Source organism: Rhizobium sp. YAF28, assembly GCF_052113285.1.
Lineage (GTDB): Bacteria > Pseudomonadota > Alphaproteobacteria > Rhizobiales > Rhizobiaceae > Rhizobium.
In genome coordinates, this window is sequence record NZ_JBFRCX010000021.1 from 64,899 (window position 1) to 89,638 (window position 24,740).

The 24,740-nt window shown below is 60.4% G+C and carries 21 protein-coding genes; 13 read left to right on the forward strand and 8 right to left on the reverse strand.

Features of this window, described 5'->3' with window-relative positions; all coding sequences use genetic code 11:
• Positions 1-2: 2 nt before the first annotated feature.
• The 4 genes from AB4Z13_RS31535 to AB4Z13_RS31550 are packed head-to-tail and all read right to left on the reverse strand — an operon-like array spanning position 3 to position 4,444.
• Complete coding sequence (locus tag AB4Z13_RS31535) at positions 3-851, reverse strand: ABC transporter ATP-binding protein (protein WP_442207673.1); 849 nt, start codon at positions 849-851, stop codon at positions 3-5.
• Entirely contained in the window at positions 844-1,755 is a 912-nt protein-coding gene (locus AB4Z13_RS31540; protein ID WP_439017381.1) for an ABC transporter permease, read from the reverse strand. The genes AB4Z13_RS31535 and AB4Z13_RS31540 overlap by 8 nt, the downstream gene beginning before the upstream one ends.
• Positions 1,756-1,759: 4 nt before the next feature.
• Positions 1,760-2,821, reverse strand: a complete 1,062-nt coding sequence (locus tag AB4Z13_RS31545) for an ABC transporter permease (protein WP_442207674.1) — start codon at positions 2,819-2,821, stop codon at positions 1,760-1,762.
• Positions 2,822-2,842: 21 nt separating this feature from the next.
• Complete coding sequence (locus AB4Z13_RS31550) at positions 2,843-4,444, reverse strand: ABC transporter substrate-binding protein (RefSeq protein ID WP_442207675.1); 1,602 nt, start codon at positions 4,442-4,444, stop codon at positions 2,843-2,845.
• A 123-nt stretch (positions 4,445-4,567) separates the two neighbouring features.
• Between AB4Z13_RS31550 and AB4Z13_RS31555 the strand changes: the two genes are divergently transcribed.
• The 3 genes from AB4Z13_RS31555 to AB4Z13_RS31565 are packed head-to-tail and all read left to right on the forward strand — an operon-like array spanning position 4,568 to position 7,351.
• A complete protein-coding gene (locus AB4Z13_RS31555; RefSeq protein WP_113323840.1) occupies positions 4,568-5,278 on the forward strand; it encodes a GntR family transcriptional regulator in 711 nt (236 codons plus the stop codon).
• 13 nt (positions 5,279-5,291) lie between these two features.
• Entirely contained in the window at positions 5,292-6,200 is a 909-nt protein-coding gene (locus AB4Z13_RS31560) for a dihydrodipicolinate synthase family protein (protein WP_113323839.1), read from the forward strand.
• A gap of 11 nt (positions 6,201-6,211) precedes the next feature.
• A complete protein-coding gene (locus tag AB4Z13_RS31565) occupies positions 6,212-7,351 on the forward strand; it encodes a mandelate racemase/muconate lactonizing enzyme family protein (protein ID WP_113323838.1) in 1,140 nt (379 codons plus the stop codon).
• Between the two features lie 178 nt (positions 7,352-7,529).
• Here the strand turns inward: AB4Z13_RS31565 and AB4Z13_RS31570 are convergent, their stop codons facing one another.
• Entirely contained in the window at positions 7,530-7,913 is a 384-nt protein-coding gene (locus tag AB4Z13_RS31570; protein WP_113323837.1) for a nuclear transport factor 2 family protein, read from the reverse strand.
• Between the two features lie 275 nt (positions 7,914-8,188).
• Between AB4Z13_RS31570 and AB4Z13_RS31575 the strand changes: the two genes are divergently transcribed.
• The 5 genes from AB4Z13_RS31575 to AB4Z13_RS31595 all read left to right on the forward strand — a co-directional run bounded on the left by AB4Z13_RS31575 (position 8,189) and on the right by AB4Z13_RS31595 (position 13,785).
• Positions 8,189-9,526 (forward strand): epoxide hydrolase family protein, encoded by a 1,338-nt coding sequence (locus tag AB4Z13_RS31575; protein ID WP_442207676.1) that lies wholly within the window; start codon positions 8,189-8,191, stop codon positions 9,524-9,526.
• Between the two features lie 301 nt (positions 9,527-9,827).
• The gene (locus AB4Z13_RS31580) at positions 9,828-10,973 is read left to right on the forward strand and encodes an extracellular solute-binding protein (RefSeq protein ID WP_113323835.1); all 1,146 of its coding nucleotides are present in this window, start codon (positions 9,828-9,830) and stop codon (positions 10,971-10,973) included.
• Positions 10,973-11,863 carry an ABC transporter permease subunit gene (locus AB4Z13_RS31585; protein ID WP_113323834.1) on the forward strand — a complete coding sequence of 297 codons (891 nt, stop codon included), beginning with the start codon at positions 10,973-10,975 and terminating at the stop codon, positions 11,861-11,863. The genes AB4Z13_RS31580 and AB4Z13_RS31585 overlap by 1 nt, the downstream gene beginning before the upstream one ends.
• Positions 11,860-12,681 carry an ABC transporter permease gene (locus tag AB4Z13_RS31590; RefSeq protein WP_113323833.1) on the forward strand — a complete coding sequence of 274 codons (822 nt, stop codon included), beginning with the start codon at positions 11,860-11,862 and terminating at the stop codon, positions 12,679-12,681. Before AB4Z13_RS31585 ends, AB4Z13_RS31590 begins: the two co-directional genes overlap by 4 nt.
• A 24-nt stretch (positions 12,682-12,705) precedes the next feature.
• A complete protein-coding gene (locus AB4Z13_RS31595) occupies positions 12,706-13,785 on the forward strand; it encodes an ABC transporter ATP-binding protein (RefSeq protein WP_442207677.1) in 1,080 nt (359 codons plus the stop codon).
• A 6-nt stretch (positions 13,786-13,791) separates the two neighbouring features.
• Here the strand turns inward: AB4Z13_RS31595 and AB4Z13_RS31600 are convergent, their stop codons facing one another.
• Together AB4Z13_RS31600 and AB4Z13_RS31605 are read right to left on the reverse strand one after the other, a co-directional pair.
• Positions 13,792-14,625, reverse strand: a complete 834-nt coding sequence (locus tag AB4Z13_RS31600; protein ID WP_113323831.1) for an inositol monophosphatase family protein — start codon at positions 14,623-14,625, stop codon at positions 13,792-13,794.
• Between the two features lie 130 nt (positions 14,626-14,755).
• Complete coding sequence (locus AB4Z13_RS31605) at positions 14,756-15,787, reverse strand: LacI family DNA-binding transcriptional regulator (protein WP_113323830.1); 1,032 nt, start codon at positions 15,785-15,787, stop codon at positions 14,756-14,758.
• Between the two features lie 209 nt (positions 15,788-15,996).
• Here AB4Z13_RS31605 and AB4Z13_RS31610 point away from each other — a divergent pair, with 209 nt between their 5' ends.
• The 5 genes from AB4Z13_RS31610 to AB4Z13_RS31630 all read left to right on the forward strand — a co-directional run bounded on the left by AB4Z13_RS31610 (position 15,997) and on the right by AB4Z13_RS31630 (position 22,873).
• Positions 15,997-17,280 carry an ABC transporter substrate-binding protein gene (locus AB4Z13_RS31610; protein WP_113323829.1) on the forward strand — a complete coding sequence of 428 codons (1,284 nt, stop codon included), beginning with the start codon at positions 15,997-15,999 and terminating at the stop codon, positions 17,278-17,280.
• 98 nt (positions 17,281-17,378) lie between these two features.
• On the forward strand, positions 17,379-18,311 hold the full coding sequence (locus AB4Z13_RS31615; RefSeq protein WP_442207678.1) for a carbohydrate ABC transporter permease: 933 nt from the start codon (positions 17,379-17,381) through the stop codon (positions 18,309-18,311).
• Positions 18,308-19,159 carry a carbohydrate ABC transporter permease gene (locus AB4Z13_RS31620; protein WP_113323828.1) on the forward strand — a complete coding sequence of 284 codons (852 nt, stop codon included), beginning with the start codon at positions 18,308-18,310 and terminating at the stop codon, positions 19,157-19,159. The genes AB4Z13_RS31615 and AB4Z13_RS31620 overlap by 4 nt, the downstream gene beginning before the upstream one ends.
• Positions 19,160-19,178: 19 nt before the next feature.
• Positions 19,179-21,770 carry a GH116 family glycosyl-hydrolase gene (locus AB4Z13_RS31625; protein WP_442207679.1) on the forward strand — a complete coding sequence of 864 codons (2,592 nt, stop codon included), beginning with the start codon at positions 19,179-19,181 and terminating at the stop codon, positions 21,768-21,770.
• The gene (locus tag AB4Z13_RS31630) at positions 21,770-22,873 is read left to right on the forward strand and encodes an ABC transporter ATP-binding protein (RefSeq protein ID WP_442207680.1); all 1,104 of its coding nucleotides are present in this window, start codon (positions 21,770-21,772) and stop codon (positions 22,871-22,873) included. The genes AB4Z13_RS31625 and AB4Z13_RS31630 overlap by 1 nt, the downstream gene beginning before the upstream one ends.
• 80 nt (positions 22,874-22,953) lie before the next feature.
• On the opposite strand, the gene poxB is transcribed toward AB4Z13_RS31630, so the two are convergent.
• Positions 22,954-24,681: a ubiquinone-dependent pyruvate dehydrogenase gene (poxB, locus tag AB4Z13_RS31635; protein ID WP_442207681.1), complete on the reverse strand. Its 1,728-nt coding sequence runs from the start codon at positions 24,679-24,681 to the stop codon at positions 22,954-22,956.
• Positions 24,682-24,740 lie beyond the last annotated feature (59 nt).

The following is a 24,740-nucleotide window of genomic DNA, read 5'->3' on the forward strand; positions in this document are numbered from 1 at the left end:
GCTCATGCCTCCGCCCAGCTCGGGTCTCGCCCTAGGACCTCAAGGCGGTCTCGAGGGTGGTCGAGGCTCGGCAACGCCTGCAAGAGACCCCGTGTGTAAGGATGGGTTGCCTCTTCGAGCTTTGCGGCTTCAAGCTCTTCGACGATACGCCCGGCATACATGATGATCACTCGATCGCAGAAGCTCTTCACCAGGTTGAGATCGTGGGAAATGAAGATCAGCCCGATGTTGCGCTCGGTGATCAGGTCGTCGAGGATCGACAGGACCTGCTGGCGCACGGTTACGTCGAGAGCCGAGGTCGGCTCGTCGGCGATGATCAGCGATGGGGAGGAAATCAGCATCATCGAGATCATGATGCGCTGTCCCATGCCGCCCGAGACTTCATGCGGATAAAGGTTGAAGACGCGCTCCGGATCGCGAATGTTGACCCGTTCCAGCATGGCGAGTGTGCGTTTGCGCGCCTCGCGGCGGCTGACGCGTTCATGCAGGATGACGGTTTCGGCGATCTGCTCGCCGACCGTCATGACCGGGTTGAGCGAATATTTCGGGTCCTGCAGGATCATCGAAATGCGCCGCCCTCGGATCGAGCGCATATCGGCCTCGCTTGCTCGCACGAGATCGACATTCTCGAAGCGCATTTCGTCGGCAACCACTTTGGCGGTCGCCGGCTGCAGCCGCATAATGGCGCGTCCGGTCGTGCTCTTTCCGGAGCCGGATTCGCCGATGATGCCGACTTTCTCACGCCCGACGGTGAACGAGACGTTCTTCACGGCCGTGACGACGCCCGACAGGGTCGGGAACTGGACCGACATGTTTTTGACCGAAAGGATCGGCTGGGATTGATCAGGCATTTCGGGGATCCATGATGTCGCGCAGGCCGTCGCCCAGCAGATTGAAGGCAAGGCTGACCACGAGGATTGCGATGCCCGGAACAGTCGTCAGCCACCAGGCGTCGAGCAGATATTGCCGGCCCGACGCTGCCATTGCACCCCATTCGGGCATCGGCGGCTGGGCGCCGAGACCGAGGAAACCGAGGCCGGCCGCCGTCAGGATGACGCTCGACATGTTGAGCGTCAGTCGGATGATGATCGAGGGAGCACAGAGCGGCACGATGTGATGGAGCAGGATGCGGCCCATGCCGGCGCCCTGCAGCTCGGCGGCGACCACGAAGTCGGCGGCGCGGAACGTCAATGTTTCGGCGCGCGCCAGGCGGGCAATCGGCGGCCACACGGTCAGCGCAATGGCGATGACGGCATTCTCAATCCCAGGTCCGAGCGCCGCAGAAAAGGCGAGTGCGAGAACGAGGCTCGGGAAGGACAGGAAGATATCGGTGATGCGCATCAACACGACATCGACCCAGCCGCCGAGATAGCCGGCAGTGGCACCGATCACAAAGCCGATCGGCGCCACGATGACCGTCACCAGGATGCTGATATAGAGCGTTGTGCGTGCGCCATAGACGAGACGCGAATAGACGTCGCGGCCGAACTCATCGGTTCCGAACCAGTTCGCGGCAGATGGCGGCTTCAGCGCCATCGTCAGATCCTGGGCAATGGGGTCGTAGTTGGCGAGCATCGGCGCGAAGGCGGCGACCAGCACCAGCGCAAGCACAACCAAAAAACCCGCAAAAGCCAGCGGATTTGCAAGCAGGCTCAGCCACAGGACATAGGCCTTGTGGAAGCGTGCCTGCCGGGTCGAGGAAAATTCCTCGTTGATCAGCCAATTGTGGAGATCGTTGAAATAGCGTGTCGCCATGATGTCACCGGGTACGCGGATCGAGGAAGCGGTAGGCGATATCGGACAGCAGGTTGATGACGATCGAAATGATGCCGATCAGGAGCACGCTGCCAAGGATCGCGTTCATGTCCGCGAAGAAGAGAGCCGAGGTCAGATATTGCCCGAGGCCGGGCCAGGCAAAGACCGACTCGATGAGAACCGTGCCGTCAAGCAGGCCGCAATAGGCGAGTGCCACGATGGTCAGAAGCTGCACCCGGATATTGCGGAAGGCGTGTCGCCAGACGATGGCGCGCTGGCCGAGGCCCTTGGCTTTCGCCGTCAGCACATATTCCTGCCGAAGCTGTTCCAGCATGAAGCTGCGGCTCATGCGGCTGAGATAGGCCATGGCCGCATAACCGAGGATCAGGGCAGGGGCTGTGACATGCAGCAAGGCATCGCGGAAAACCTCCCATTCGCCGGCAATGATCGCATCGACGAGAATGGAGTTGGTCGGTCCTTCGACCAGCCCTTCATTATAGACGTCCAGTCGGCCGCTGCCGGGGATGAGCCCGAACTTGGCGTAAAAGACCAGGATGACGATGGTGCCGAGCCAGAAAATCGGCGTTGAATGCCCGAGCAGCCCGACGACACGCGCGAGATGATCGACCCATGTTCCCTTGCGAACAGCGGAGATGATACCGAGCGGAATGCCGAGGCCGGCGCCGATGATCGTTGCGAGCGTCGCAAGCTCCAGTGTCGCCGGGAAAACCCGGGCAAGATCACTTGCCACGGGGTTCTTGGTCACATGTGACTGGCCGAAGTTCAGGTGAGCGACATTGCCGAGATAGGTCGCGAACTGGACATAGAGCGGCTGGTCCAGCCCCATCTCCTTGTAGACCCGCTCATAGGTCGCCTGGTCGGCCTGGTCCCCGATCACGGCAATGACCGGATCAGCCGGGACCATGCGGCCGACGACGAAGGTGATGATCAGCAGGCCGAGCAGCGTCGTCAGGATAACGCTGAAGGATGTCGCCACCTTTCGCACTGCGTCGAGCACGGCTGCTCCGCCGCCCGATGCGGCCTCGGATGTTTGTGAAATGCTCACGTCATTCTCCCTTGGAGGAGGTCACTCGCCCTTGGAAACGGTGTCCCAGCGCGTCAGCCATGTCGAATGGCCGATATAGCCTTTGACTTCCTTGCGAACCGCCTTCGCGTCGGTGCGCAGGAAGGAGGTGATCAGCGGCGGAGACGATTCGAGATAGGCCTTGTTGATCTTCGCATAGAGATCGACCCGCTTCTGCTGATCCGTCTCGTGGGCGGCCGCAGTCACCATATCCTGAATATCCTTCGGCACATCCCAGGCGGTGCGCCAGGCATTCAGGCCCGTCAGCTTGGCGTCGTCGGAATTATTGGCATTGGTTGCATAGGACTGGAGAACCGCGTGAGGATCCGGCAGGCGTTCACCCGATCGCGCCGAAAAGATCTCGAATTCGCGCGTGCGGAACTTGCCGATATGATCGCCGCCCTGAAGATCGAGTTTGATGCCGGCCTTGGCGGCATTCGCCTGCAGGGACTGCGCAACCTCATATTCCGGAGTGACCGGCGTTGCGTAATAGACCTTCGAGAAACCATTCGGATAGCCGGCTTCGGCGAGCAGCTGCTTGGCCTTTTCGATGTCGAGCTTGTAGGGATTGACCTCGCTTGCACCCGGCAGGCCGGCCGGAATGATGGTCTGCTGCTTGATGCCGTAATATTTCATGACGGTGTTGGCGAGGCCGTCATAGTCGATCAGATATCGGAAGGCTTCGCGGACCTTGGGATTGGAAAGAACCTCGTCCTTCTGGTTCAGGGCGAGGTAATAGAAACCGAAACCCGGCGTCTTCTGGATGTCGGCCTTGCCGCCGGACTCGACGGCCGCAAGATCCGTGGAGGACAGACGGGTCGCGACATCGACGTCACCCGCCTCAAGCTGCAGGCGCTGGCCGGAGGATTCCGGCATATGGCGGAGAACGACACGCCGCATCTTGGGGGCGCCCTGCCAGTAATCCTTGTTGGCATCGGCGATCAGCAGATCATTGACGCGCCAGTTGCGCAGTGCATAAGGCCCCGAGCCGGCGTCGTTGGCCTGCAGGAACTCGCGCCCCATATCGCCGTCCTTTTCATGCTCGGCCAGGAACTTGCTGTCCAGGATCGAGGTCGAGAAGCTCGCCAGCGAATAGAGGATCAGGTTGGGGTTCCAGAGGCTGGGCGTCTGGAGGACTACGGTGGTGTCGTCGCTCGCCTTGATCAGATCGTCGACATTCTTGTCCGTAAAGCCCCATTGGCGAAGGTCGACGGATGGCGCGAGCCCTAACTTGACGAGACGCCGCAGCGACCACTCGACGTCCTTTGCCGTCAGCGGATTGCCGGAATGGAACTTGATGCCGGAGCGGATCTTGAATGTGAAGGTCTTGCCGTCCGGCGAGACGCTCCAGCGTTCGGCGACGCCCGGAGCCGGCTTGGTAATATCGTCGGCCGGCAACACGATCAGCCGCTCATAAAGGTTCGCGACAATTTCAGCCGCTTCCAATTGATTGATTTCGTTTGGATCGAGGCCGCGCATCGACGACATGTTCGTCGCGATGACCAGCTGGTCCTTCGGCGTGGCTGCGGCCGCAGCCAGTGGCATCATCAGGCTCACGGCAGCAAGCGCCGACGAGATCAATAGCCCGCGTCTTTGGATCTTCAATTTCTTCCTCCCAAGCATCTCTGCAAACACATCAGAGCGAATTTTGATATCGACATCGATCTGAAATCTGGTATATCAGATCTCACAAAACGATTTTGTCGTCAACGGGAGAATTTTCGGCTTATGGAAAATAAGATGGAGGGTGGGGCGGGCGACGACCGCATCGAAAAGATCGATCCGCGATTCCTGACGACCCTTCGTGATCATGTTCATAAGACGCTGCGGGCGGCGATCCTGTCCGGTCGCTTTCGCGCCGACGAGCGCGTCAACGAGCGCCAGCTCGCCGAGCAGCTTGGTGTTTCCACCACTCCGATCAAGGAGGCGCTCCGGCAGCTCGAGACCGAAGGACTGGTTGAAACCCTGCCGCGCCGTGGGGTCCTGATCCGGTTCAACGCCGGATGGGCGGAGGAAATGATCCTGGCTCGCGCTGCTCTGGAATCGATGATCGCGCATCTCGCCGCCAAGCGGATCACCAACGAAGAAGCTAGAAAGCTCAGCGATACGGTCGCATTGATGAAGGCGGCCACGGCCGATGGCGGTGCAGACGATCTCATTGCCCTGAACGAGACCTTTCACGAGCAGATCCACATCGCCTCGCGCTGCCAGTATCTCTCGCGCATGATCGAGCGCCAGCAATTCTATGACGCGAGCATTCGCCGCGTCATTCATTCCGACAACAAGGAGCGCGACAAGGCTCTCGCCGAGCATACCGCCATCGCTGCCGCCATCGTCTCGAACGACAGCGACAAGGCCGAGCGGGTGATGCGCGATCACGTCGTCCGCTCCGGCGAAACCTATCTCAACATCGTATTCAGGAAGAAAGAGGACATTTGACGTGACCGTGGGAATGGACAAGATTCGCAAGGCCCTGACGGGCATTTCCGGCGTTCCGGTGACCCCCTACAAGGCTGATGGCAGCATCGATCTCGCCAAGCTTTCCGCATTGATCGCGCGCCTCGCCAGCGCCCGGGTCCACAATCTGATGGCGGCCGGCAATACGGGCGAATTCTTCACCCTGACGATGGACGAGGTAAAAGCGGTCCATGCCGCCACGATCAAGGCTGCGGATGGCAAGGCTCTTATCAGTGCCGCCGTCGGGCGTTCGCTGGCGGAAGCCAAGGCGCTCGCCCGTCACGCGATTGCCGAAGGCACTGACGCGATCATGGGTCACCATCCGATGGATCCCTTTGCCGGGCCGAGCTACCAGGCGAAATATTTCCTCGAACTTGCCGAAGCGTCCACTGTCCCTGTCATTGCTTATGTCCGCAGCGACACGTTCTCGGCCGCCGATTTCCGCAAGCTTGCTCTGCATCCCAATATCGCCGGCATCAAGTTTGCATCCGGAAATCTGATGCTGCTTGCCGAGGTCATCCGCTCGACGAAGGATGCGCCGGCGATCTGGGTCTGCGGGCTTGCCGAGGGCTGGGCGCCTGCCTTCTATGCCATGGGTGCTCGCGGCTTTACCTCGGGGCTCGTCAACGTTTTCCCCGAGCGCTCGCATGCCATCCATCAGGCGCTGGAAGCCGGCGACTACGCGGCTGCCCGTGCTCTTATCGATGACATCGCCGGTTTCGAAGCGCTGCGCACCAAATATCTGAACGGCGCCAATGTCACGGTCGTCAAGGAGGCGCTCGGCATGCTCGGGACCGATGTCGGCCCTGTTCGCCTTCCCGGCGTTGAAAGTCTGACGGACGCGGAACGCGCGGAACTGCGCGCAATCGTCGACAATGTAAGCGGCAAGAACCGCGCCGCCTGAGGAAGAATCGCATGCATATCACCGGCTTCAAGACCTACATGCAGCGCGTCGACGACCGGCCGCGGCTGCTCCTGAAAATCGAGACGAGCGAAGGCATTTCCGGTTGGGGCGAGTGCTACAATCACGGCCCCGACTGGGCGCTGCCGCCGCTCTTCGACTACCTCTTCCATCAGATCGAAGGGGAGGACCCCCGCCGAGTGGAATTCCTTGTGCTGAAACTCAATCAGCAGTGCCGTTTTCCGCCGGGCGCGCTGGGGCTTGCAGCGATTTCGGCGATCGATCACGCGCTCTGGGACATCGCCGGCAAGGCCGCCGGCCTGCCGGTTTACATGCTGCTTGGCGGCAACGTTCGGGATCGGGTGCGCGTCTATTGCGGTGTCTATACCGCGCCGGACCCGCAGACGGCGCAGGACCAGACCCTCGAGCTGAACGAAAAATACGGCTACACGGCTTTCAAGCTCAGCCCCTTCCGCCGCGACCTGCATGCCGGTCGCTGGGGCGAACTTGTAAAGGAAACCGGTGACTGGTTCGCCAAGATACGCGAGATTACGCCATCGCATTTCGAATTCGCATTTGACGCTCATGCGAAGATCTTCGAGCCCTATCAGGCGGTGCAGCTCGCTGCGGCGATTGCCCCAAATGATCCGCTTTTCTACGAGGAGCCGATCCGGCCGGAGCACATTCCGGCATGGGCCGAGCTGAAGTCGAAAGTCTCCGTCCCGTTGGCGACGGGAGAATCTCTCTACAATCGCTTCGAATTCCTCTCCCTGTTGTCGGCCCGTGGCGCTGACATAATCCAGCCCGACATATGCGTTGTTGGCGGCGTAACGGAAATGCGCAGGATCGCAACAATCGCCGAGGCTCACTATGTAACCGTCGCGCCGCATAACCCGATGGGGCCGCTCGCGACCGCGGTCAATATCCACTTCTGCGCCGCACAGCCGAACTTCAAGGTCCTTGAGTTCAAGCCCCATGTCCACGCGCCATGGGCGGCCGATCCGTATATGCCGGTCGATGGCCATATGGAATTGCGGCCCGACCGTCCGGGTTGGGGTTTGGAAATCTATGAAAAGGCATTGCAGACGGAAGACTACATTCATTGGGAGCGGAAAATCACCCGCAAGCCGGATGGATCGACGGCTTATCCCTGATTGGTTCCGTTGAAATGACAAGCTTGCTTTAACGCTAGGGAAGCGCGCGCCACAGATCGTGATCGCGCTTTCCGCACTTCCCAGCTATGCGGGGAACATGGCCACTTTCCCGGCTCTCGATGACGCGCAAATGCTTGCGTCGTGAATTAAGCGGGAATTTGCCCCATCAAGGAAAAGTCTATTTCGTCATCCGCTCTGTAAGATGTGCCCGAGAAGGTGATGGCTCGAAACTATCGGCGAAATATTGCGTTTCACGGGCCACCAGCCCGTCACGAAATTCCATGATGCTGACGGCATGAGAGGGCGTTCCGTCATAGGTGAGTGTGAATTCGGTGACCCACAGATCTCCGCTGCCGATAATTCGTCGGACTGTAAACTGCTTCTTGTTTGGCTGGACGAACCGGCTTTCTTGAATGTTGTGCCTGCCGCGGATCCGCTCACCTGATTGCGGATAATCCAAAAAGGCATCTTCGTGATAGATCTCGTGTTCGACGTCGAAATCGTTCGCGTCCGAAGCCTCCCAATGGCGCTCCAATATCTTTTGAATTGTTCGATCTTCCAAGGGGATCTCCAACCCGCGTTTGCGGCCATCATCCTCGGGACAGCAAATAGTCGTGCTTTCGCTGTTCGCAGGGGCGTCATGGGTGCCCCTGCCAATGCAGCCGACCGCGGATCGTTCGAAGGATACGCCTGGGGAGAACTGCCGGCAATCTGCGTCGCCGGTACACGCTGATACACTTCAGCCGATTTTCGAAATATGCGGGACACGTCAATCCCTGAAACCGCTCTTCGTTAACAGGCGCTGCGAATGCGGCCGCAATCGAAGGTGAGTGTTTCATGACGAAGACCGACAATGTTTCAACGCGGCGTGGCATCGCCGATCGAGTAATCGCCATAGCGTTTGGTTCTCTGTTGCTCATTCCGGCAGCCTATGCATTGCCGGCCCATGCCGCCGATCTTGCTTCGGGTGCCGCCACGAAAGCTACGAGTTCAGACGACAGCATCCGTCCGTTCCAGATCCACGTTCCGCAGTCGCAACTCGACGACCTGCGCAGACGCATCACTGACACCCGATGGCCAGACAAGGAGACCGTCGACGACGCCTCTCAGGGTATCCAGCTGTCACAGGTCCAGGAACTGGTTCGCTATTGGGGCACTCAGTACGACTGGCGCAAGGCCGAGGCGCAGCTCAATGCATTGCCGGAATTTGTCACCACGATCGACGGTGTCGACATCCAGTTCATCCATGTTCGTTCGCGCCATCCCAACGCTCTTCCTATCATTCTGACACATGGCTGGCCCGGATCGGTATTTGAGTTCATCAAGACCATAGGTCCTCTCACGGACCCGACGGCATATGGTGGCCGGCCGGAAGATGCGTTCGACGTGGTCATCCCCTCGATACCGGGCTACGGATTTTCCGGGCATCCGGTCGATCAGGGCTGGGGACCGGAGCGGGTCGCCCGCGCTTGGGACGTCCTGATGAAGCGGCTCGGCTATGACCACTATGTTTCTCAAGGTGGCGATCATGGTTCGGTGATCTCCGACGCGTTGGCGCGCCAGGCGCCGAAGGGCTTGCTGGCAATCCATCTCAATATGCCCGCGACGGTTCCGGGCGACCTCATGAAGGCCATCAACAGCGGAGACCCGGCCCCCGCGAGCCTGTCGTCGCCCGAGCGAGAAGCGTATAATTCCTTGAGCACCTTCTTCGGACGAAATGCTGCCTATGGCGCGATAATGGTGACCCGGCCGCAGACGATCGGCTATTCGCTTGCCGACTCGCCGTCTGGCCTGGCATCCTGGATCTACGAGAAATTTGCCCAATGGAGCGACAGTGGCGGCGTTCCCGAGCGCGTTTTTTCCAAGGACGAAATGCTTGATGACATCACGCTCTACTGGCTGACGAATTCCGGCGCATCGTCATCGCGGTTCTATTGGGAGAACAACAACAACAACTTCAGCGCCGAGGCGCAGAAGACGAAGGACATCAAAATCCCGGTTGGCATCACGGTCTTTCCAAAGGAGATCTATCGTGCACCGGAAAGCTGGGCCAAGCAGGCCTATCCCTCGCTGACATACTATCATCAGGTCGAAAAAGGCGGGCATTTTTCCGCCTGGGAGCAGCCCCAGCTCTTCGCCGAGGAAGTGAGAGCGGCTTTCAAGTCAGTACGCTGACGACGTCGAAATAGGGGGGCCTCGCTCGAGGGCCACCCAACCCGACAAGACGTCGCCGCCGCAAACAAAATTGATGTCCTGTCGATCGGGTTGATGATCCGGATCGGCCCGGAGGCGCCTGGAATTTTGCCGCCCCTTCGTCGAAGATGCCATTGTCGGGGAATGCCCGACGAAAATCGGGAGGCGGCCTGGCACACGTGTGCATTTCTCTTCGCTTCTGTCATTCCGATGTTACGCGCCAGGGCTAGCAAGTCTCAGAACTCATCTGGGGCGCAGCCTCGATAGCGAAGGGAGACAGGATATGAATAGACGCGAATTTCTGATCACATCGTCGGCGGCTGCGGGCCTTCTGGCTCTTCCGCGCTTCGCCTCGGCCGCCGCAGGCACGATCGACCTCTACAGCGGCTCGGATTCCAATATCATCGACCTCTGGAACAACATCATCCGTCCGGCTTTCGAAAAAGCTCATCCGGACGTCACGCTGAAGGTCACCGATGCCGGCGACAATAATGGCTTGCGCGCCATTGCCGACCGTACTCTTGCAGCACTTAAGACCAAGACCGATCCGCAGGCCGATCTCTTCGAACAGTTTGATCCGCGCCTTCCGGCCGGTGGTATTGATGCCGGTCTCTGGGTGAAGTTCTCCGCTGAGAATGTCCAGGGCTTCGACCGCGTCAACCCGCTCGCTTTCGATACGCCCTACGCGCTGCCCTATCGCGGCTCGCAGGTTCTGCTTGCCTATGACAAGACCAAGCTCGACCAGAAGGATGCGCCGAAGACCTGGGAACAGCTGACGGCCTGGATCAAGGCCAATCCCGGCCAGTTCATCTACAATCGTCCGGACAAGGGCGGTTCGGGCGGAAATTTCGTCCGCCGTGCCATCCATGAAGCCAACGGCCGCGATCCGAAGAAGTTCAAGATCGACAATTTTACTGCCGACTATGCCAGCCAGACGCTGACGCCGGCCTGGCAGATCCTCAACGATCTCGCGCCGTCGCTCTACCAGAAGGGCGCCTATACCGCCGGCAACACGCAGTCGATCCAGTTGCTCGCCCAGGGCGTCGTCACCATCGCTCCGGTCTGGTCCGACCAGGTCCTGCAGGCGATCTCCCAGGGCGTTCTGCCCGAGACGACCGGCCTCGTGCAGCTCTCCGACCTCGCGCTCTGCGGCGGTTTTTCCGCCATGACGATCTTCACGAACGGCGCCAACAAGGACGCCGCCCTCAAGCTCGCAGCCTTCATGCTGACGAGCGAGATGCAGGAAGCCATCATCACCGAGATCGGCGGCTTCCCGGGCGTTTCCTGGGATCACATTTCTGAAGACCTGCGCAAGAAATATGCCGACGTCATCCCGGCGACCATCCCGACCTTCCCGGGCGGCGATTGGGAAAAGGCGATCAATGACGGCTGGTACCGCAACGTCGCTCCCGGAATCAGCCGCACCTGATGGCGGCGGATGCCGCGCAGCCTGCGGTCGCGCGCCGCGCTCAGTCTCCAGGCAGGGGGAGCCTTTACGGGCTCCTCCTCGTCGGCATGCCGGTCTTTCTGGTCGGCTGGCTGATCATCTTTCCGATCTTCTCGGCGATTACGACCACCATCTTCGTCCGTCAGCCGGACGGGACGACCGAGTTTTCGCTTGCCTCCTACCAATTCTTCTTCACTGATGGTTACAGTCTGGCCAACCTCTGGCTGACGCTGTGGACGACTTTCATCTGCGGCCTGCTTTTGCTTGTGATCGGCCTTCCGATTGCCCTTTACCTGCGCTTTTCCGACGGTCGCCTTGCCGCCTATGTGCAGGGCCTCGCGATCTTTCCGATGTTCGTGCCCTCGATCATCCTTTCCTATGCGCTGATCCGCACGATCGGACCGAATGGCACGGTCGACATCCTGCTCAATGCCGTCGGCCTTCCCAAGCTGCCGAGCCCCTATCTGACGCCCTGGGGACCGGTCATCGGCCTCGTCTGGGACAATCTGCCCTTGACCGTGCTGATGCTGACGGCGGGGCTCACGGCCGTTTCCAATAGCTCCATCGAGGCGGCCCGCGACGTCGGCGCGACGCCTTTCAGGGTCTTTGTCTCGATCATTCTGCCGCGCATGGGCAATTCCCTGCTGGTCACCGCTTCCTTTGCCGTTCTCGGCATATTCTCAGCCTTCACACTGCCCTATGTGCTCGGTCCCGCCTCGCCGGAGATGATGGGGCCTTTCATGCAGCGCACCTTTGCCGACATGAACGATCCGCTGAGTGCGCTCACGCAGGCGGTCATCACCTTCGGCTTCTGTCTTCTCTTCGGCATCTTCTACGTCTGGTCGATCGCCCGCAATCGCGAGGGCCGATGATGCGCCAGTCGACCGCCTTGAAATTCGATTGGACAGGCTTTGCTCTTTCGCTCCTGCTCACGCTGTTCATCGCACTGCCGCTGCTGGTTGTCGCCACCTGGGCCTTCACCGAGGTCTGGCGCTATCCTTCCGTCATTCCCCAGCAGTTCGGCCTGCGTTTCTGGTCGCAGACGCTGGCGCGCAAGGATGTCTGGGATGCGCTGTTTCTCAGCCTGCGGCTGACGGCGACGGTGACGCTGCTTTCGGCAATCATCTGCCTTCCGGCCGCCTATGCTTTCGCAAGAATGCGTTTTCCTGGCCGCAATATCCTGTTCCTGTCGTTCCTCGCTTCACATGCCTTTCCGAAATTCGGCCTGCTGGTGGCGATAGCCGGCATCTTCCTGCAGATGGGGCTGATCAGCACCTTCTGGGGCGTGGTGTTGATCCAGCTCGTCGGCACGCTGATGCTGATGATCTGGATCCCGGTTGCCGCCTTCCAGAATGTCGACCGGCGCATGGAGGAGGCAGCACGCGACGCCGGTGCTACGCCGCTTCGCGTCTTCTGGTCGATCACCTTGCCGCAGGCTGCGCCGACGATCTCAGCGGCAGTGCTTCTGACCTTCGTCGGCACTTTCTACGAGACGGAGGGCGCCTGGCTGATCGGTGCGCCGGAGATCCGTACCATGCCGGTGCTGATGATCAGCTTCATCAACAACCAGATCGTCGTGCAATATGGCGCGGTCCTCTCCGTCATGCTGTGGGTGCCGTCCTTTGCGGCATTGATATTTGCGCGGCGCGTCGTCGGGACCGGCGCCTTCGCGCGGGGCTTCGGCGCCTGAACGCCGGCAGAAAGGGTTTCAAGAATGGCACATCTGGCGATCGAAGGCGTTGCGAAGAGCTTCGGCCACACCTTTGCCGTCCGCGACTTCTCGCTCGAGGTCGGTGACGGCGAACTCGTCTGCCTGCTCGGCCCCTCGGGTTCCGGCAAATCGACGCTGCTTCGCATGATCGGCGGCTTCGAGCGGCCGAGCGAAGGCAGCATTCGCATCGACGCCAGGGATGTGACGAACCTGCCGCCGGAGCGGCGCCCGACCGGCATGGTCTTCCAGAGCCATGCGCTCTGGACGCATATGGATGTCTTCAACAATATCGCCTTCGGCCTGAAGCTGCGGCGCCTGCCGAAGGCCGAGATCCGCCAGCGCGTCGAGGACGCTCTCGCCCTCGTCGGTCTTGCCGACTACGGACGGCGCTCAGTGACGCAGCTTTCCGGCGGCCAGCAGCAGCGCGTCGCACTTGCCCGCTCGCTCGTCCTCGAGCCGAAGATCCTGCTGCTGGACGAGCCGTTCGCCAGCCTCGACCAGCATCTGCGCGAGCGGCTGCGGGAGGAGGTCCGCGACATCCAGCAGCGGCTCGGCATCACGACATTGTTCGTCACCCACGGTCAGGACGAGGCCCTGGCACTTGCCGACCGCATCGTCGTCATGCGCGATGGCCGCACAGAACAGGTGGCTCCGCCGAGCACAATCTATCGCGAGCCACAGACGGCTTTCGTCGCGGGCTTCATAGGCTCGATGAATTTCGTTGAGAGCGAGATCCGCAACGGGGTCTGCACGCATCCGCTTTTCGGCTTTTCGATCCCCGTTGCGGATGGTCCGGTGACGCTGGCGATGCGTCCGGAAGCCCTGACGGTGCGCCCTATCAGCCGGCCGGCAGACGCGACCGTCCACCGGGTCAGCGATTTCGGCACGCACAAGATTGTCGATATCGATCTTGCCGATGGTATCCGGCTGAAGGCAATGTTTGCGCCGACCGATATGATCAGAGCCGGGATGGCCGTCACTACGAGCTGCTCCGGCTTCTTCGCCTTCCGCGACAATGCGCTGATCCACCAATCGGCAGTGGCAGCAACGGCTGCAACCGTGCAGCCGCTCTTTACGGCCTGACGTGTCTCAGGCCTTCGGCTGAAAACCTTCCTGCAGCCAGGGATAGAGTGCCTTGCTTGCCGCCAGGATGTCGCCTTTGCCGGTGACGGCGGCGCCTGAAAACCTCGTGACGATACCGCCCGCTTCCTCGACCATCAGTGCCGAGGCGCCAAAGTCATGGACCGACAGGCCGTCCTCGAAAAAGCCGTCCAGCCGGCCGCAGGCGACATAGGCGATCGAAAGCGCTGCCGAACCGAGACGACGCACGCCGGCGGTATTGGCCATAAGGCGCTTGACGGCATCGAAATAAAGCTCTTCCGGGACCGCCTTGACCTGGCCGGGGATCGGCAGGCCGGCACCGACGAGCACGTTCTGGATATCGGCAACCGCGGCGCAATGGATCTGTTCGCCGTTCAGCCAGGCGCCGCTGCCGGCCTCCGCACTGAAGAGCTCGTCCTGCATGGCGTCATAGACGACGCCCGCAACGACACGGCCGGCCTCGGCGATCGAGATCGTCATGCCGAAATGCGGGATGCCCCAGGCAAAATTGGTCGTGCCGTCGATCGGGTCGATATAGATGACCGGTGCATCCGCGCCGGCCTGCCGGTTGCCGACCTCTTCCTCGCCCTTAATCGCATAGGCGGGGAATGCGCCCATCATCTCCTCGACGATGATCCGTTCAACCGCGACATCGATTTCCGTCTGGTAATCGCGCGGCGCCTTGTGGACCATCTCGGCGGCCGTGCGTCGTCTGAGCGCATTGCGCGCCGTCTCTCCTGCCTTGAGGGCTGTTTCGGCGAGTACGAGAAGGCGGGGCGAGGCTGTTGGTGACAGACGCGCGGCGGTCGAAGACAATTTCATGAAGACAATCCGTGTGATGACTGAGGATGGCGAGCAGTTCGGCGTTTCTCATTGCAAATGCGCATGATGCTTTTATGAAGCGAACACAATGGTATGCGACGCCGCGCAGATCTCAATCGACTGCTGCTTCTCAGGTCATGCTCTCTGCCCGCTCGGCTGCGGGTGCCGCGCAGGATTCGCGAAGGATCAGCTTTGGGGAAAAGATCGTCCGCGCGGCACTTGGCGGCGTTTTGTCGGAGATCTCGCTGAGAAGCGTGGAGATCGCCTTTTGGGCCATCTCGAGCACCGGGGCCGCAACGACTGTCGGCGGTGGGTTCATGATGTTTGCAAAATCGAAATCGTCTATCCCGATGACCGAGACGTCATCAGGCACTCTAATACCCAATTCGCGCAGCGCATTCAGGACGCCGAGCGTCATCATGTTCGACAGTGCAAAAATCGCGGTCGGCGGATCCGGCTCGCGCATGCGCCTGATCGTGCTGTCATGCGCGAGCGCCTGGTCGAAACGCCCCTGAAGCAGCAGACCTGGATCAACCGGCAGGTCATGGGCGGCATGGGCTTGCATATAGCCGGCAAGACGATCTTCACCGGTGATGATGTTGTTGCGCCCGACGGTCACTGCAATCCGTCTGTGACCAAGGCCGATCAGATGCTCCGTGGCGATGCGGCCGGCGGCGATATTGTCTAGCTTGATCACGTCATAGGGCAAGCCCTCGATGAAGCTGTCGAGGAGGATCGTCGGCACATGGATCTTGTCGACCATGCGAGCGCCATGTTCGGCATCCGAGCGTGTCGGAATGATGATAAGCCCTTCGACGCGCTGCATGCGCATCATGGTCAGGATCTGCTGCTCGCGATCATGATCCTCGCTCGTCGAATAGACCGCCGCCATGTAACCAGCATTGAGGCAGGCGGATTCGACGACCTTGGCGACCTTGGCGAAATGTGGGTTGGTGATATCGGGCAATATCAGGCCGATCAGCCGCGACTGGCCCATGCGCAGGCTGCGCGCGCCGGCATGCGGGATATATCCGATGTCGCGGACGGCAGCCTCGACCTTGGCAATCACCTCGTCGCTGACGGGAGCTGAGCGGTTGAGCGCGGCCGATGCAGTCGATATGGCGACACCCGCCCGTTTTGCCACGTCTTTGATGGTGGCCATGCATCCTCCCCAGCGCTTTTTGTCGAACCCTCTTGCCACGAGGGCCTTCTGATGCTCTTATACGAAACGTTTCGACTAAGCAAATGACGCCACGCGGGACCGAGGAAGAGCTGGATCCGCGATATTTCAGTAACAGCATACGAAACGTTTCGACCGGTGGAGGCCGGATAGATGGGAACGCGCCGGAGGAGGCGCATAGGGAGGATCACATGCATGAGTTCTCGCGGCGTTCGCTGCTGATTTCGTCTGCCGCTCTTGCCGTCGGCGCAAGTGTCGGCCGCACCTTTGCGCAATCGGATGTCACGGCGACCCTGAAGATGCAGGGCTTCGGCGGTGACGCCGAACTATCGGCCATGACCAACGCGATTGCGCGTTTCAACAAGAAATATCCCAACGTCAAGGTCGAGCTTTCCGTCGATCCGATTTCGACCGGCTGGGGCGACTATGTCACCAAGGTCTTCAGCCAGTTCAATTCCGGCCAGCAGGCCGATGTCTATGGCACGGCGATCGAGACCTTCCAGAGCTTCTCGTCGCGCTCTCTCTTTCTGCCGCTCAACGATTTCGTGGCCGCCAATCCGGGCTTTTCCGACTTCGCGCCGAGCCTCTTCAAGCAGTCGAGCTACAAGGGGGATATCAACTATATCCCGATCGGCTGGAACAACATCATGATCAACTACAACAGGGATCTGTTCGACAAGGCCGGGATTGCCTATCCGAAGGACGGCAAATGGACCTGGGACGAATTCCGCGACGTCGCCAAGAAGCTGACGGTCAAGGATGCGTCGGGCAATGTCACCCAGTTCGGTTATGAGGTGCCGAACCAGAACTTCTTCGTCCAGCCATGGTTCTTCTCGAATGGCACCGGCGCTATCAACGACGAGTGGACGGCATCCAACATGCTCGACCCCAAGGTCGCCGAAAGCCTGCAGTTCCTCCACGACCTCATCCATGTCGACGGCGTCTCGCCGATCCCTGGCAAGGATATGATGGACAACCAGTTCATGGCCGGCCAGGTGGCGATGATCAGTCGCGGTCACTGGATCGTCCAGAGCGCCAAGAACAACAAGCTCAACATGGATGTCGCCATTCCGCCGAGCAAGGTAACCGACACGACCGTGATCGGCTTCGGCGGTTATGCTGTCGCCAAGACGAGCAAAGAGCCCGATCTTGCCAAGGCGCTGATCCTCGAGCTGACAAGCGAGGAGACGCAGAAGGAGGAGGGTGAAAAGGGCGGCGGCGTTCCCGGCCGCAAGTCGGCGGCCGAGACCCCGGGTTTCCTGAGCTTCCCGCCGAGTGCCGCGCTCTATTACCAGACGCTGCCGAACACCAAGGCTGTGCCGTCTCCTGCCAATTTCCAGGAGGTCGAGAAGATCTTCATCCGCTACTACACGGCAATGATGGCCGGCGAGGTCTCGATCGCCGATGGCGTAAAGCAGGCAGATGCCGAGCTCAACGCTTCCTTCGAGCGGCTGAAGAAGCGCATGGGCGGCTGATCGATCTAGGGTTCTCACGATCGCCCTCCCGCCGTCGCGGCCGGGTCGCATGTTGCCATGCAGGCATCTGCCATTCCGGGCGCGGCGGATGACAAACCATGTCCGCCATTCGAGCAGATGCCATGACCGCCACTTTCGAAAGACACCAGCCTTCACAGCTACGCCGCGCGCAGGCAGCGACCGGCTATCTCTTCGTGCTGCCGGCAACGGTGCTTTACCTGACCTTCGTCATCGCGCCTGTCATCGTCACAACGATCCTCGCCTTTGCCTATTACGATCCAATGCTCGGTTCGCAATGGGTCGGTTTCGACAACTTCGTCCGCTTCTTCACAGATCAGCGCTCGCTTCAGATCCTCTGGAACACGCTGCGCTTCGCGCTCTTTGCTGTCACTTTCAACGTTTCGATCGGGCTTGTACTGGCGCTGGCGCTGAACCGCGCCATGCCGGGCTGGCTGCTCTATTTCTTCCGGCTCGCCTTCTTTCTGCCGGTCATCATCGCTGCCGCCTTCGTCTCGATCGTCTGGACCTATTTTTATGGCGATGATCTCGGTGTCATCAATTACTACCTGCGGCTGATCGGTCTGCCGGGTGTACGCTGGCTCACCGATGCCGGCCAGGCGATGACCTCGATCATCATCATGGACGTCTGGAAGAATACCGGCTTCTTCATGATCATCTTCATCGCAGCCCTCCAGGGCGTGCCGAAGAATATCCTGGAGGCGGCGGTGATGGACGGGACGCCTGCCTGGCGCCAGTTCTTCCGCATCACGCTGCCCTATATCTCGCCAGTCGTCTTCTTCTGCATCGTCTACGCCTCGATCGGCGCGCTGCAGGTGTTTGAATCGATCGTCATCCTGACGCAGGGCGGTCCGGGTGACGCCACGCGCTCGCTGTCGATCCAGATCGTCGAGGAGGGCTTCGGCAGCTTCCAGATCGGCTATGCCGCCTCGATTTCGGTCGTTATGACCGTGATCATCCTCATCATCACCGCCATCCAGCAGGTCCTCTCGCGCAAGTGGGTGCAGCAATGAACAGTATGATGCAGACACGCGCGGCCCGGCGCTGGATCGACTGGGCGATCATCGCCACCATGGTGGTGATGGCGATCGGCATGCTGCTGCCCTTCCTCTGGTTGTTCTCGATGTCGTTCCGGCCGGTCTCGGATGCCTACAAGCTGCCGCCGAGCTTCCTGCCGCCGAATTTCAACCTCACCAACTATCGGCAGGTGCTGGCCTCGCGCGTGCCGTTCCTGGAGATCTATTTCAACTCGGTCATGATCGCCGTCATCGTCACCGTCGGCCAGATGGTGACCTGCACGTTCGCGGCTTTCGCCTTCGCCAGGCTGAACTTCCGCGGACGCGATACATTGTTCTTCATCCTGCTTATCGGACTGATGTTTCCAGCCCAGGTGACGATCCTGCCGATCTATCTCGGCTATGCGCGGCTCGGCCTGCTCGACAAGCCGATCGGGCTGGCGCTTATGTATCTCACCTCCAGTTTCGGCATCTTCCTGGTGCGGCAATTCATGCTCAGCCAGCCGAAGGCGCTGGAGGAAGCGGCGCTGATGGATGGCGCCGGCTATTTCAAAATCTTCTGGCGGATCTCGCTACCGCAGCTTCGCCCGGCACTCTCGGCCCTCGGTATCATCACTTTCACCCAGACCTGGAACTATTATTTCCAGGCCAAGGTGCTTTTGAGCTCGAATGAATCGCTGACGCTTCCGGTCGCGATGGACGTGCTGCGCGGCTACATGGCCTCCGGCAATCTCTCGGTGGTGATGGCGGCGATGAGCATGTCGATCCTGCCCGTCGTTCTCCTCTTTCTCCTCGCCCAGAAATTCGTGATCGAAGGCATCACGATGAGCGGCATCAAGAACTAACATCAGGGACATTGATTTCATGTGGGATGATCTCGCTTCCATCGAACCTCGCTTTGCCTATAAAGGCGCACGCACGCGCCATATTGCTTTTCCTCTCGGCGGCATCGGCTCCGGCGGCCTGTCGATCTCCGGCAGCGGCCGGCTGATCGATTGGTCGATCCGCAACCGGCCGGCGCTGCAGGGCTATAACGGCTACTCGCATTTCGCCATCAAGGCCGAGAAGGGTGGGGAACTGGTCGATGCCCGTGTGCTCAACGGCCCCTATGATCTGAACCCTTCCGGCGCGCCGGGCCTGCGCAAGATGTTCGACGGTTTTGGCCATGGCGCCAACCGCCAGACGCTGGTCGGCGTGCCGCATTTCCAAGAGGTCGATTTTTACGGGCGTTTCCCGATCGCCGATCTCGTCTTTAACGATCAGCGTTTCCCCGGCGGCGTCAGGCTTACGGCGCTGAGCCCTTTCATTCCCCACAACGACCGCGATTCCTCGATGCCAGTTGCGATGTTCGAATTCGATGTTGTCAACGATACCGCGGACGAACTGACCTATACGCTTGCCGGCACGCTCGGCAATTACGGCTCGAACAGCGGCATCCATACGTTCAGACGGGAAGGCGGGATCAGCAGCCTGCATCTGACCTCGTCTGACACGACGCTGCCGGCGACGCAACGCGGCGATCTGACGATCGCAACGGATGCTGATGATGTCGAGCATACCGACCATCACTATCGGGGCCAGTGGTTCGACGATCTCTCGGTCTACTGGAAGGAGTTTGCAAGGCCCGGTCGTCTGCCGAAGCGACACTACGATGAACCGCGCAGCTCCCGGCACATGAGCCTGCAGCCGGAACACGGCACGCTCGGCGCCCGCTTCGTCCTGGCACCCGGAGGACGTAAGAAGCTGCGTTTCGTCATCACCTGGAACTTCCCGCAAGGCGATGTCTACTGGGCCTATCGCGACAAGCCTGATGGGGCCATTCCCGATCGGCCAACGCCGAGCTGGACGAACTATTATGCGACGCAATGGGCGGATTCGACCGCAAGCGCTACTGAAGCCCTGACGCGCTGGGACGCATTGCACTTGCAAACCGCGGCCTTCCGCAACGGACTTTTCGAAACGACGCTTCCGGCAGAAGTCAAGGACGCGGCGAGCGCGACGCTGGCGCTGCTGCGCACCGCGACCTGCATCCGGCTGGAGAATGGCGAACTCTGGGCCTGGGAAGGCCAACATACCCAGGATGGTTCCTGCGAGGGCACCTGCACCCATGTCTGGAATTACCAGCAGGCGGTCTCGCATCTTTTCCCTGCCATCGAGCGGACGCTGCGCGAGACCGAATTCAGCTACAACCAGTTGCCGACCGGCGGGCTGACTTTCCGCCAGAAGCTGCCGCTCGGCTCAGGTTTCGATATTATCGGCCCCTGCGCCGACGGGCATTTCGGCGCGATCATCAAGACCCATCGAGACTGGAAGCTTTGCGGCGATACCGAGTGGCTGCGCCGCTACTGGCCGAATGTCAAACGAGCCATCGAATATGCCTGGTCGCCCGAAAACCTTGATCGTTGGGATCCCGATCAGACCGGCATTCTCTCAGGCCGCCAGCATCAGACCCTCGATATGGAACTGTTCGGGCCGAACTCGTGGCTCGCCTCCATGTATGTGGCGGCCCTTCTCGGCGTTTCCGAAATGGCGGCGGCCCTCGGCGATACCGAGCTCTCGGAAAAGACGGCGCGCATGGGCAAAGCCGGTGCGGCCTATATCAATTCCGAACTCTTCAACGGCCGTTGGTTCATCCAGAAGATCGATCTCTCCGACAAGGACGTGCTGATACCCTTCGATGTCGGCCGCGCCGCCGGCGTTCTCGCCGATGGTTTCATGGAAACCTACTGGTCGGAGGAATTCCAAGAGCTCAAATACCAGATGGGCGAGGGCTGCATCTCCGATCAGATCCTCGGCCAATGGCATGCGGAGGTCGCCGGGATCGGCGGGTTCCTCGATGCCGACAAGGTCAGGATCGCGCTGAAATCGGTGCACAGAAACAACTTCCGCCCGACGCTGGAAGATCACTTCAACCCCTGCCGCAATTACGCGTATGAGGACGAGGCGGGGCTGTTGATCGCAACCTATCCCGAGGGCATTCGCCAGCCGATGGTGGCTGCGCCCTATGCCGAAGAGGTCTGGACCGGCATCGAATATATGGCCGCCTCGCACCTCATCATGCATGGCCTCATCGAGGAGGGCATGGATATTGTCTGCGGCGCCCGCAACCGCCATGACGGTTCGCGCCGCAACCCCTGGAACGATATCGAATGCGGCTCCTATTACGCACGCTCGATGTCGGCCTGGCAGCTGGTCAACGCCTTCTCGGGGCTCAGCGCCGATTTCGTCTCCGGCACGCTTGCCTTCGCACCGAAAGTGCAAGGCGACTATCGTCTATTTTGGTCAGCCGGCAGCGCATTCGGCACATTGACCCGCAAGGGCGATGGTCTCACTCTCGCCGTGCTCGGAGGCAGCCTCAGGGTCGCTGAAATCTCGGTGGACGATTTGAAGCATCGCCTTGCCGGGAAGACGCCTATCGAAGCGGGCCAGTCGATCGAACTTAAGACGGTGGCATAATGGCCGGCATTGAACTCAAGGCAGTCCGCAAGGCCTTTCAAAGTCTCGAAGTCATACACGGTATTGATCTCGCAATCGCCGACGGTTCGTTCACCGTCTTTGTCGGGCCGTCCGGCTGTGGCAAGTCGACCCTCTTGCGCATGATGGCAGGGCTGGAGGAAGTAACCTCAGGGGAAATCCGCATCGATGGCCAGCGCTGCGACCATCTTCTGCCATCCGCGCGCGGCATGGCGATGGTCTTCCAGTCCTATGCGCTTTATCCGCACATGAATGTCGAGCAGAACCTCAAATTCGGCCTGGAGAACCAGAAACTTGCCAGGCAGGAGATCGCCGCCCGCGTCGCCAGGGCGGCTAATATTCTGCAGATCGAGCACCTGATGAGCCGTCGCCCGAGCCAGCTGTCCGGCGGCCAGAGCCAGCGTGTTGCGATCGGCCGCGCCATCGTCAAGGAGCCGAAGGCCTTTCTCTTCGATGAGCCGCTCTCCAATCTCGATGCCGAACTGCGTGTAAAGATGCGCGGGGAACTGATCAGCCTGCATCGGCGGCTGAAGTCGACGATGGTCTACGTCACGCATGATCAGGTCGAGGCAATGACCATGGCCGACCAGATCGTCGTGCTCAACGAAGGCCGCATCGAACAGGTCGGCCCGCCGATCGAGCTTTATGCGCGCCCGGCTAACCTTTTCGTCGCCCGCTTTCTTGGCGCACCGCCCATGAACCTTCTCGCGGGCCGGATCGCGCGCAGTGGTGACATGATGGGCGTTTCGCTTGAGGACGGCACCCACATTCCCTTGCCCGGTCGCCAAGTCGATTTGCCCGATGGCGCCCCGGTCACATTCGGCATAAGGCCCGAACATTGCGAAATCGGAGAGGGCAGCCTGCAGATCGTGGTCGGCGACACCGAAGTCCTCGGTTCGGAAACGATCATCCATGCCGGGACGGCGACCGGGAATGGCTTCACCGTGGCACTGCGTGGCATCAGCCGGGCAGTCTCGGGCGAACGGATCCCGATCGTCATACGAGAGCCTTTCGTTCATCTGTTCAACGAGGCTGGCATGACGATCGGTTCTGGCAGTGATTGGCGCGATGCCTATCTGAATTGAATCAAGCTTCATCGGCTTCTACAACCTGCCGGCCGGGGTCGAAGCCGTCGGCAGGGTTTCCATCCACTGTAGCGTCCGACTCACCGAGACAGGAAATTCGAGACAGTCAGGTCCACGAGTTCGTCTCCCCGGCCGTTCATCACCGCGCGAATGGCCCAGAGACCGAAACCCTTCACTTGCGCTGCTTCGATCCTGGGCGGCATCGACAATTCCTGCGTATTGGTAACGACGTCGAGCAGTGCCGGGCCGGGATGCGCCAGGATTTCCCTGATGGCACCGTCGAGTTCGGCGGGATCCTCCACGCGAACGCCATGGACTCCGGCTGCGCGGGCAACCGCCGCAAAATCCGGATTCTTGAGTTCGGTGCCGGTCTCAAGGAAGCCGGAAGCCTTCATTTCCATCGCCACGAATCCGAGAACGGAATTGTTGAAGACGACGACCTTGACCGGCAGATTCTGCTGAACGAGCGTCAGGAAGTCACCCATCAACATGGCAAAGCCACCATCGCCGGACATGCTGATGATCTGGCGTTCCTTATATGTTGCCTGTGCGCCTATTGCCTGGGGAAGGGCGTTGGCCATCGACCCGTGAACCAGGGATCCGATCAGGCGACGCTTTCCGTTCATTTTCAGGTAGCGTGCAGCCCAGATCGTGGGGGTCCCGACATCGAAGGTGAAAACGGCGTCGTCGGAGGCATGTTCGCTCAGAAGGCGTGCAACATATTGCGGATGAATCTTGCCGCCCTCTCTGCCGGTGGCGAGGTCGTCGAGGCCCTCCCGCGCCTTCTTATAGGCGGCAAGGCAGGCATCCAGATGATCCCGGTCCGTTCGCTCCGTCAGCTTCGGCAGCATTGCCGCCAGTGTCGATTTGACGTCGCCGACGATTGCGAGATCCAGCGAGGCCCTGCGGCCAAGATTTTCCGGGCGAATGTCCACCTGCGCGATCTTGGCGTCGGTTGGGTAGAACTGCCGATATGGGAAATCGGTGCCGAGCATAAGAAGCGTGTCACACTCCAGCATGGCCTTGTAACCCGAAGAGAAGCCGATCAGACCGGTCATGCCGACATCGAAGGGATTGTCCCACTCGACATGTTCCTTGCCGCCGAGCGCGTGGACGATGGGCGCCTTGAGCCGATCCGCAAAGGCGATCAATTCGTCATGCGCCCCTTCGCAACCGCGTCCGCACAGAAGGGTGACTTTCGAACTGTTGTTGAGCAGCTCCGACAATCGATCGATCTGATCGTTCGCCGGCACGACGTTCGGCTGGGACAGCGTGAGTGCGGCCGGCGTCGAAATCTTCGCGGTGAAATCGCTCAATGCCACGTCGCCGGAAATGACCACGACGGCAACGCCGCGCTTTCCGATAGCCGTGCGAATGGCCGTTTCGATGACTGCCGGCAATTGCTCCGGATGGCTGACAAGTTCGCAATAGTGGCTGCATTCCCGGAAAAGCTGGTCGGGATGCGTTTCCTGGAAATAGCCTCTGCCGATTTCAGCCGAAGGTATCTGCGCGGCAATGGCCAGGACGGGGACCCGCGAGCGATGGCAGTCGAACAGGCCGTTGATGAGGTGGAGGTTGCCCGGGCCGCAGCTTCCGGCGCATACGGCCAGTTCGCCACTGAGGTGGGCTTCGGCCCCCGCCGCGAAGGCTGCCGTTTCTTCATGACGGGTATGGACCCACTCGATGTCGCCTCTTTTTCGAAGCGCTTCCGTGAGCCCGTTCAGGCTGTCTCCGACTACGCCATATATCCGCTTGACTCCGGCCGAATGCAGCACCTCTATCAGGACATCAGCTACTTTGGACTTCATCGAAAGGCTCCCGGGCTTTGGGTTTCAGGTGGATGGTAAAAGGAAGCTAGGCCTCGCTC

Excerpts from the sequence above, each read along its gene's own strand:
- AB4Z13_RS31580 (WP_113323835.1), top strand. The coding sequence starts at position 9,828 with ATGAATAGACGCGAATTTCTGATCACATCGTCGGCGGCTGCGGGCCTT.
- AB4Z13_RS31535 (WP_442207673.1), bottom strand. The coding sequence starts at position 851 with ATGCCTGATCAATCCCAGCCGATCCTTTCGGTCAAAAACATGTCGGTC.
- AB4Z13_RS31600 (WP_113323831.1), bottom strand. The coding sequence starts at position 14,625 with ATGAAATTGTCTTCGACCGCCGCGCGTCTGTCACCAACAGCCTCGCCC.
- AB4Z13_RS31625 (WP_442207679.1), top strand. The coding sequence starts at position 19,179 with ATGTGGGATGATCTCGCTTCCATCGAACCTCGCTTTGCCTATAAAGGC.
- AB4Z13_RS31605 (WP_113323830.1), bottom strand. The coding sequence starts at position 15,787 with ATGGCCACCATCAAAGACGTGGCAAAACGGGCGGGTGTCGCCATATCG.
- AB4Z13_RS31555 (WP_113323840.1), top strand. The coding sequence starts at position 4,568 with ATGGAAAATAAGATGGAGGGTGGGGCGGGCGACGACCGCATCGAAAAG.
- AB4Z13_RS31630 (WP_442207680.1), top strand. The coding sequence starts at position 21,770 with ATGGCCGGCATTGAACTCAAGGCAGTCCGCAAGGCCTTTCAAAGTCTC.
- AB4Z13_RS31540 (WP_439017381.1), bottom strand. The coding sequence starts at position 1,755 with ATGGCGACACGCTATTTCAACGATCTCCACAATTGGCTGATCAACGAG.
- AB4Z13_RS31590 (WP_113323833.1), top strand. The coding sequence starts at position 11,860 with ATGATGCGCCAGTCGACCGCCTTGAAATTCGATTGGACAGGCTTTGCT.
- AB4Z13_RS31585 (WP_113323834.1), top strand. The coding sequence starts at position 10,973 with ATGGCGGCGGATGCCGCGCAGCCTGCGGTCGCGCGCCGCGCTCAGTCT.
- AB4Z13_RS31595 (WP_442207677.1), top strand. The coding sequence starts at position 12,706 with ATGGCACATCTGGCGATCGAAGGCGTTGCGAAGAGCTTCGGCCACACC.
- AB4Z13_RS31560 (WP_113323839.1), top strand. The coding sequence starts at position 5,292 with ATGGACAAGATTCGCAAGGCCCTGACGGGCATTTCCGGCGTTCCGGTG.
- AB4Z13_RS31620 (WP_113323828.1), top strand. The coding sequence starts at position 18,308 with ATGAACAGTATGATGCAGACACGCGCGGCCCGGCGCTGGATCGACTGG.
- AB4Z13_RS31610 (WP_113323829.1), top strand. The coding sequence starts at position 15,997 with ATGCATGAGTTCTCGCGGCGTTCGCTGCTGATTTCGTCTGCCGCTCTT.
- poxB (WP_442207681.1), bottom strand. The coding sequence starts at position 24,681 with ATGAAGTCCAAAGTAGCTGATGTCCTGATAGAGGTGCTGCATTCGGCC.
- AB4Z13_RS31575 (WP_442207676.1), top strand. The coding sequence starts at position 8,189 with ATGACGAAGACCGACAATGTTTCAACGCGGCGTGGCATCGCCGATCGA.
- AB4Z13_RS31615 (WP_442207678.1), top strand. The coding sequence starts at position 17,379 with ATGTCCGCCATTCGAGCAGATGCCATGACCGCCACTTTCGAAAGACAC.
- AB4Z13_RS31565 (WP_113323838.1), top strand. The coding sequence starts at position 6,212 with ATGCATATCACCGGCTTCAAGACCTACATGCAGCGCGTCGACGACCGG.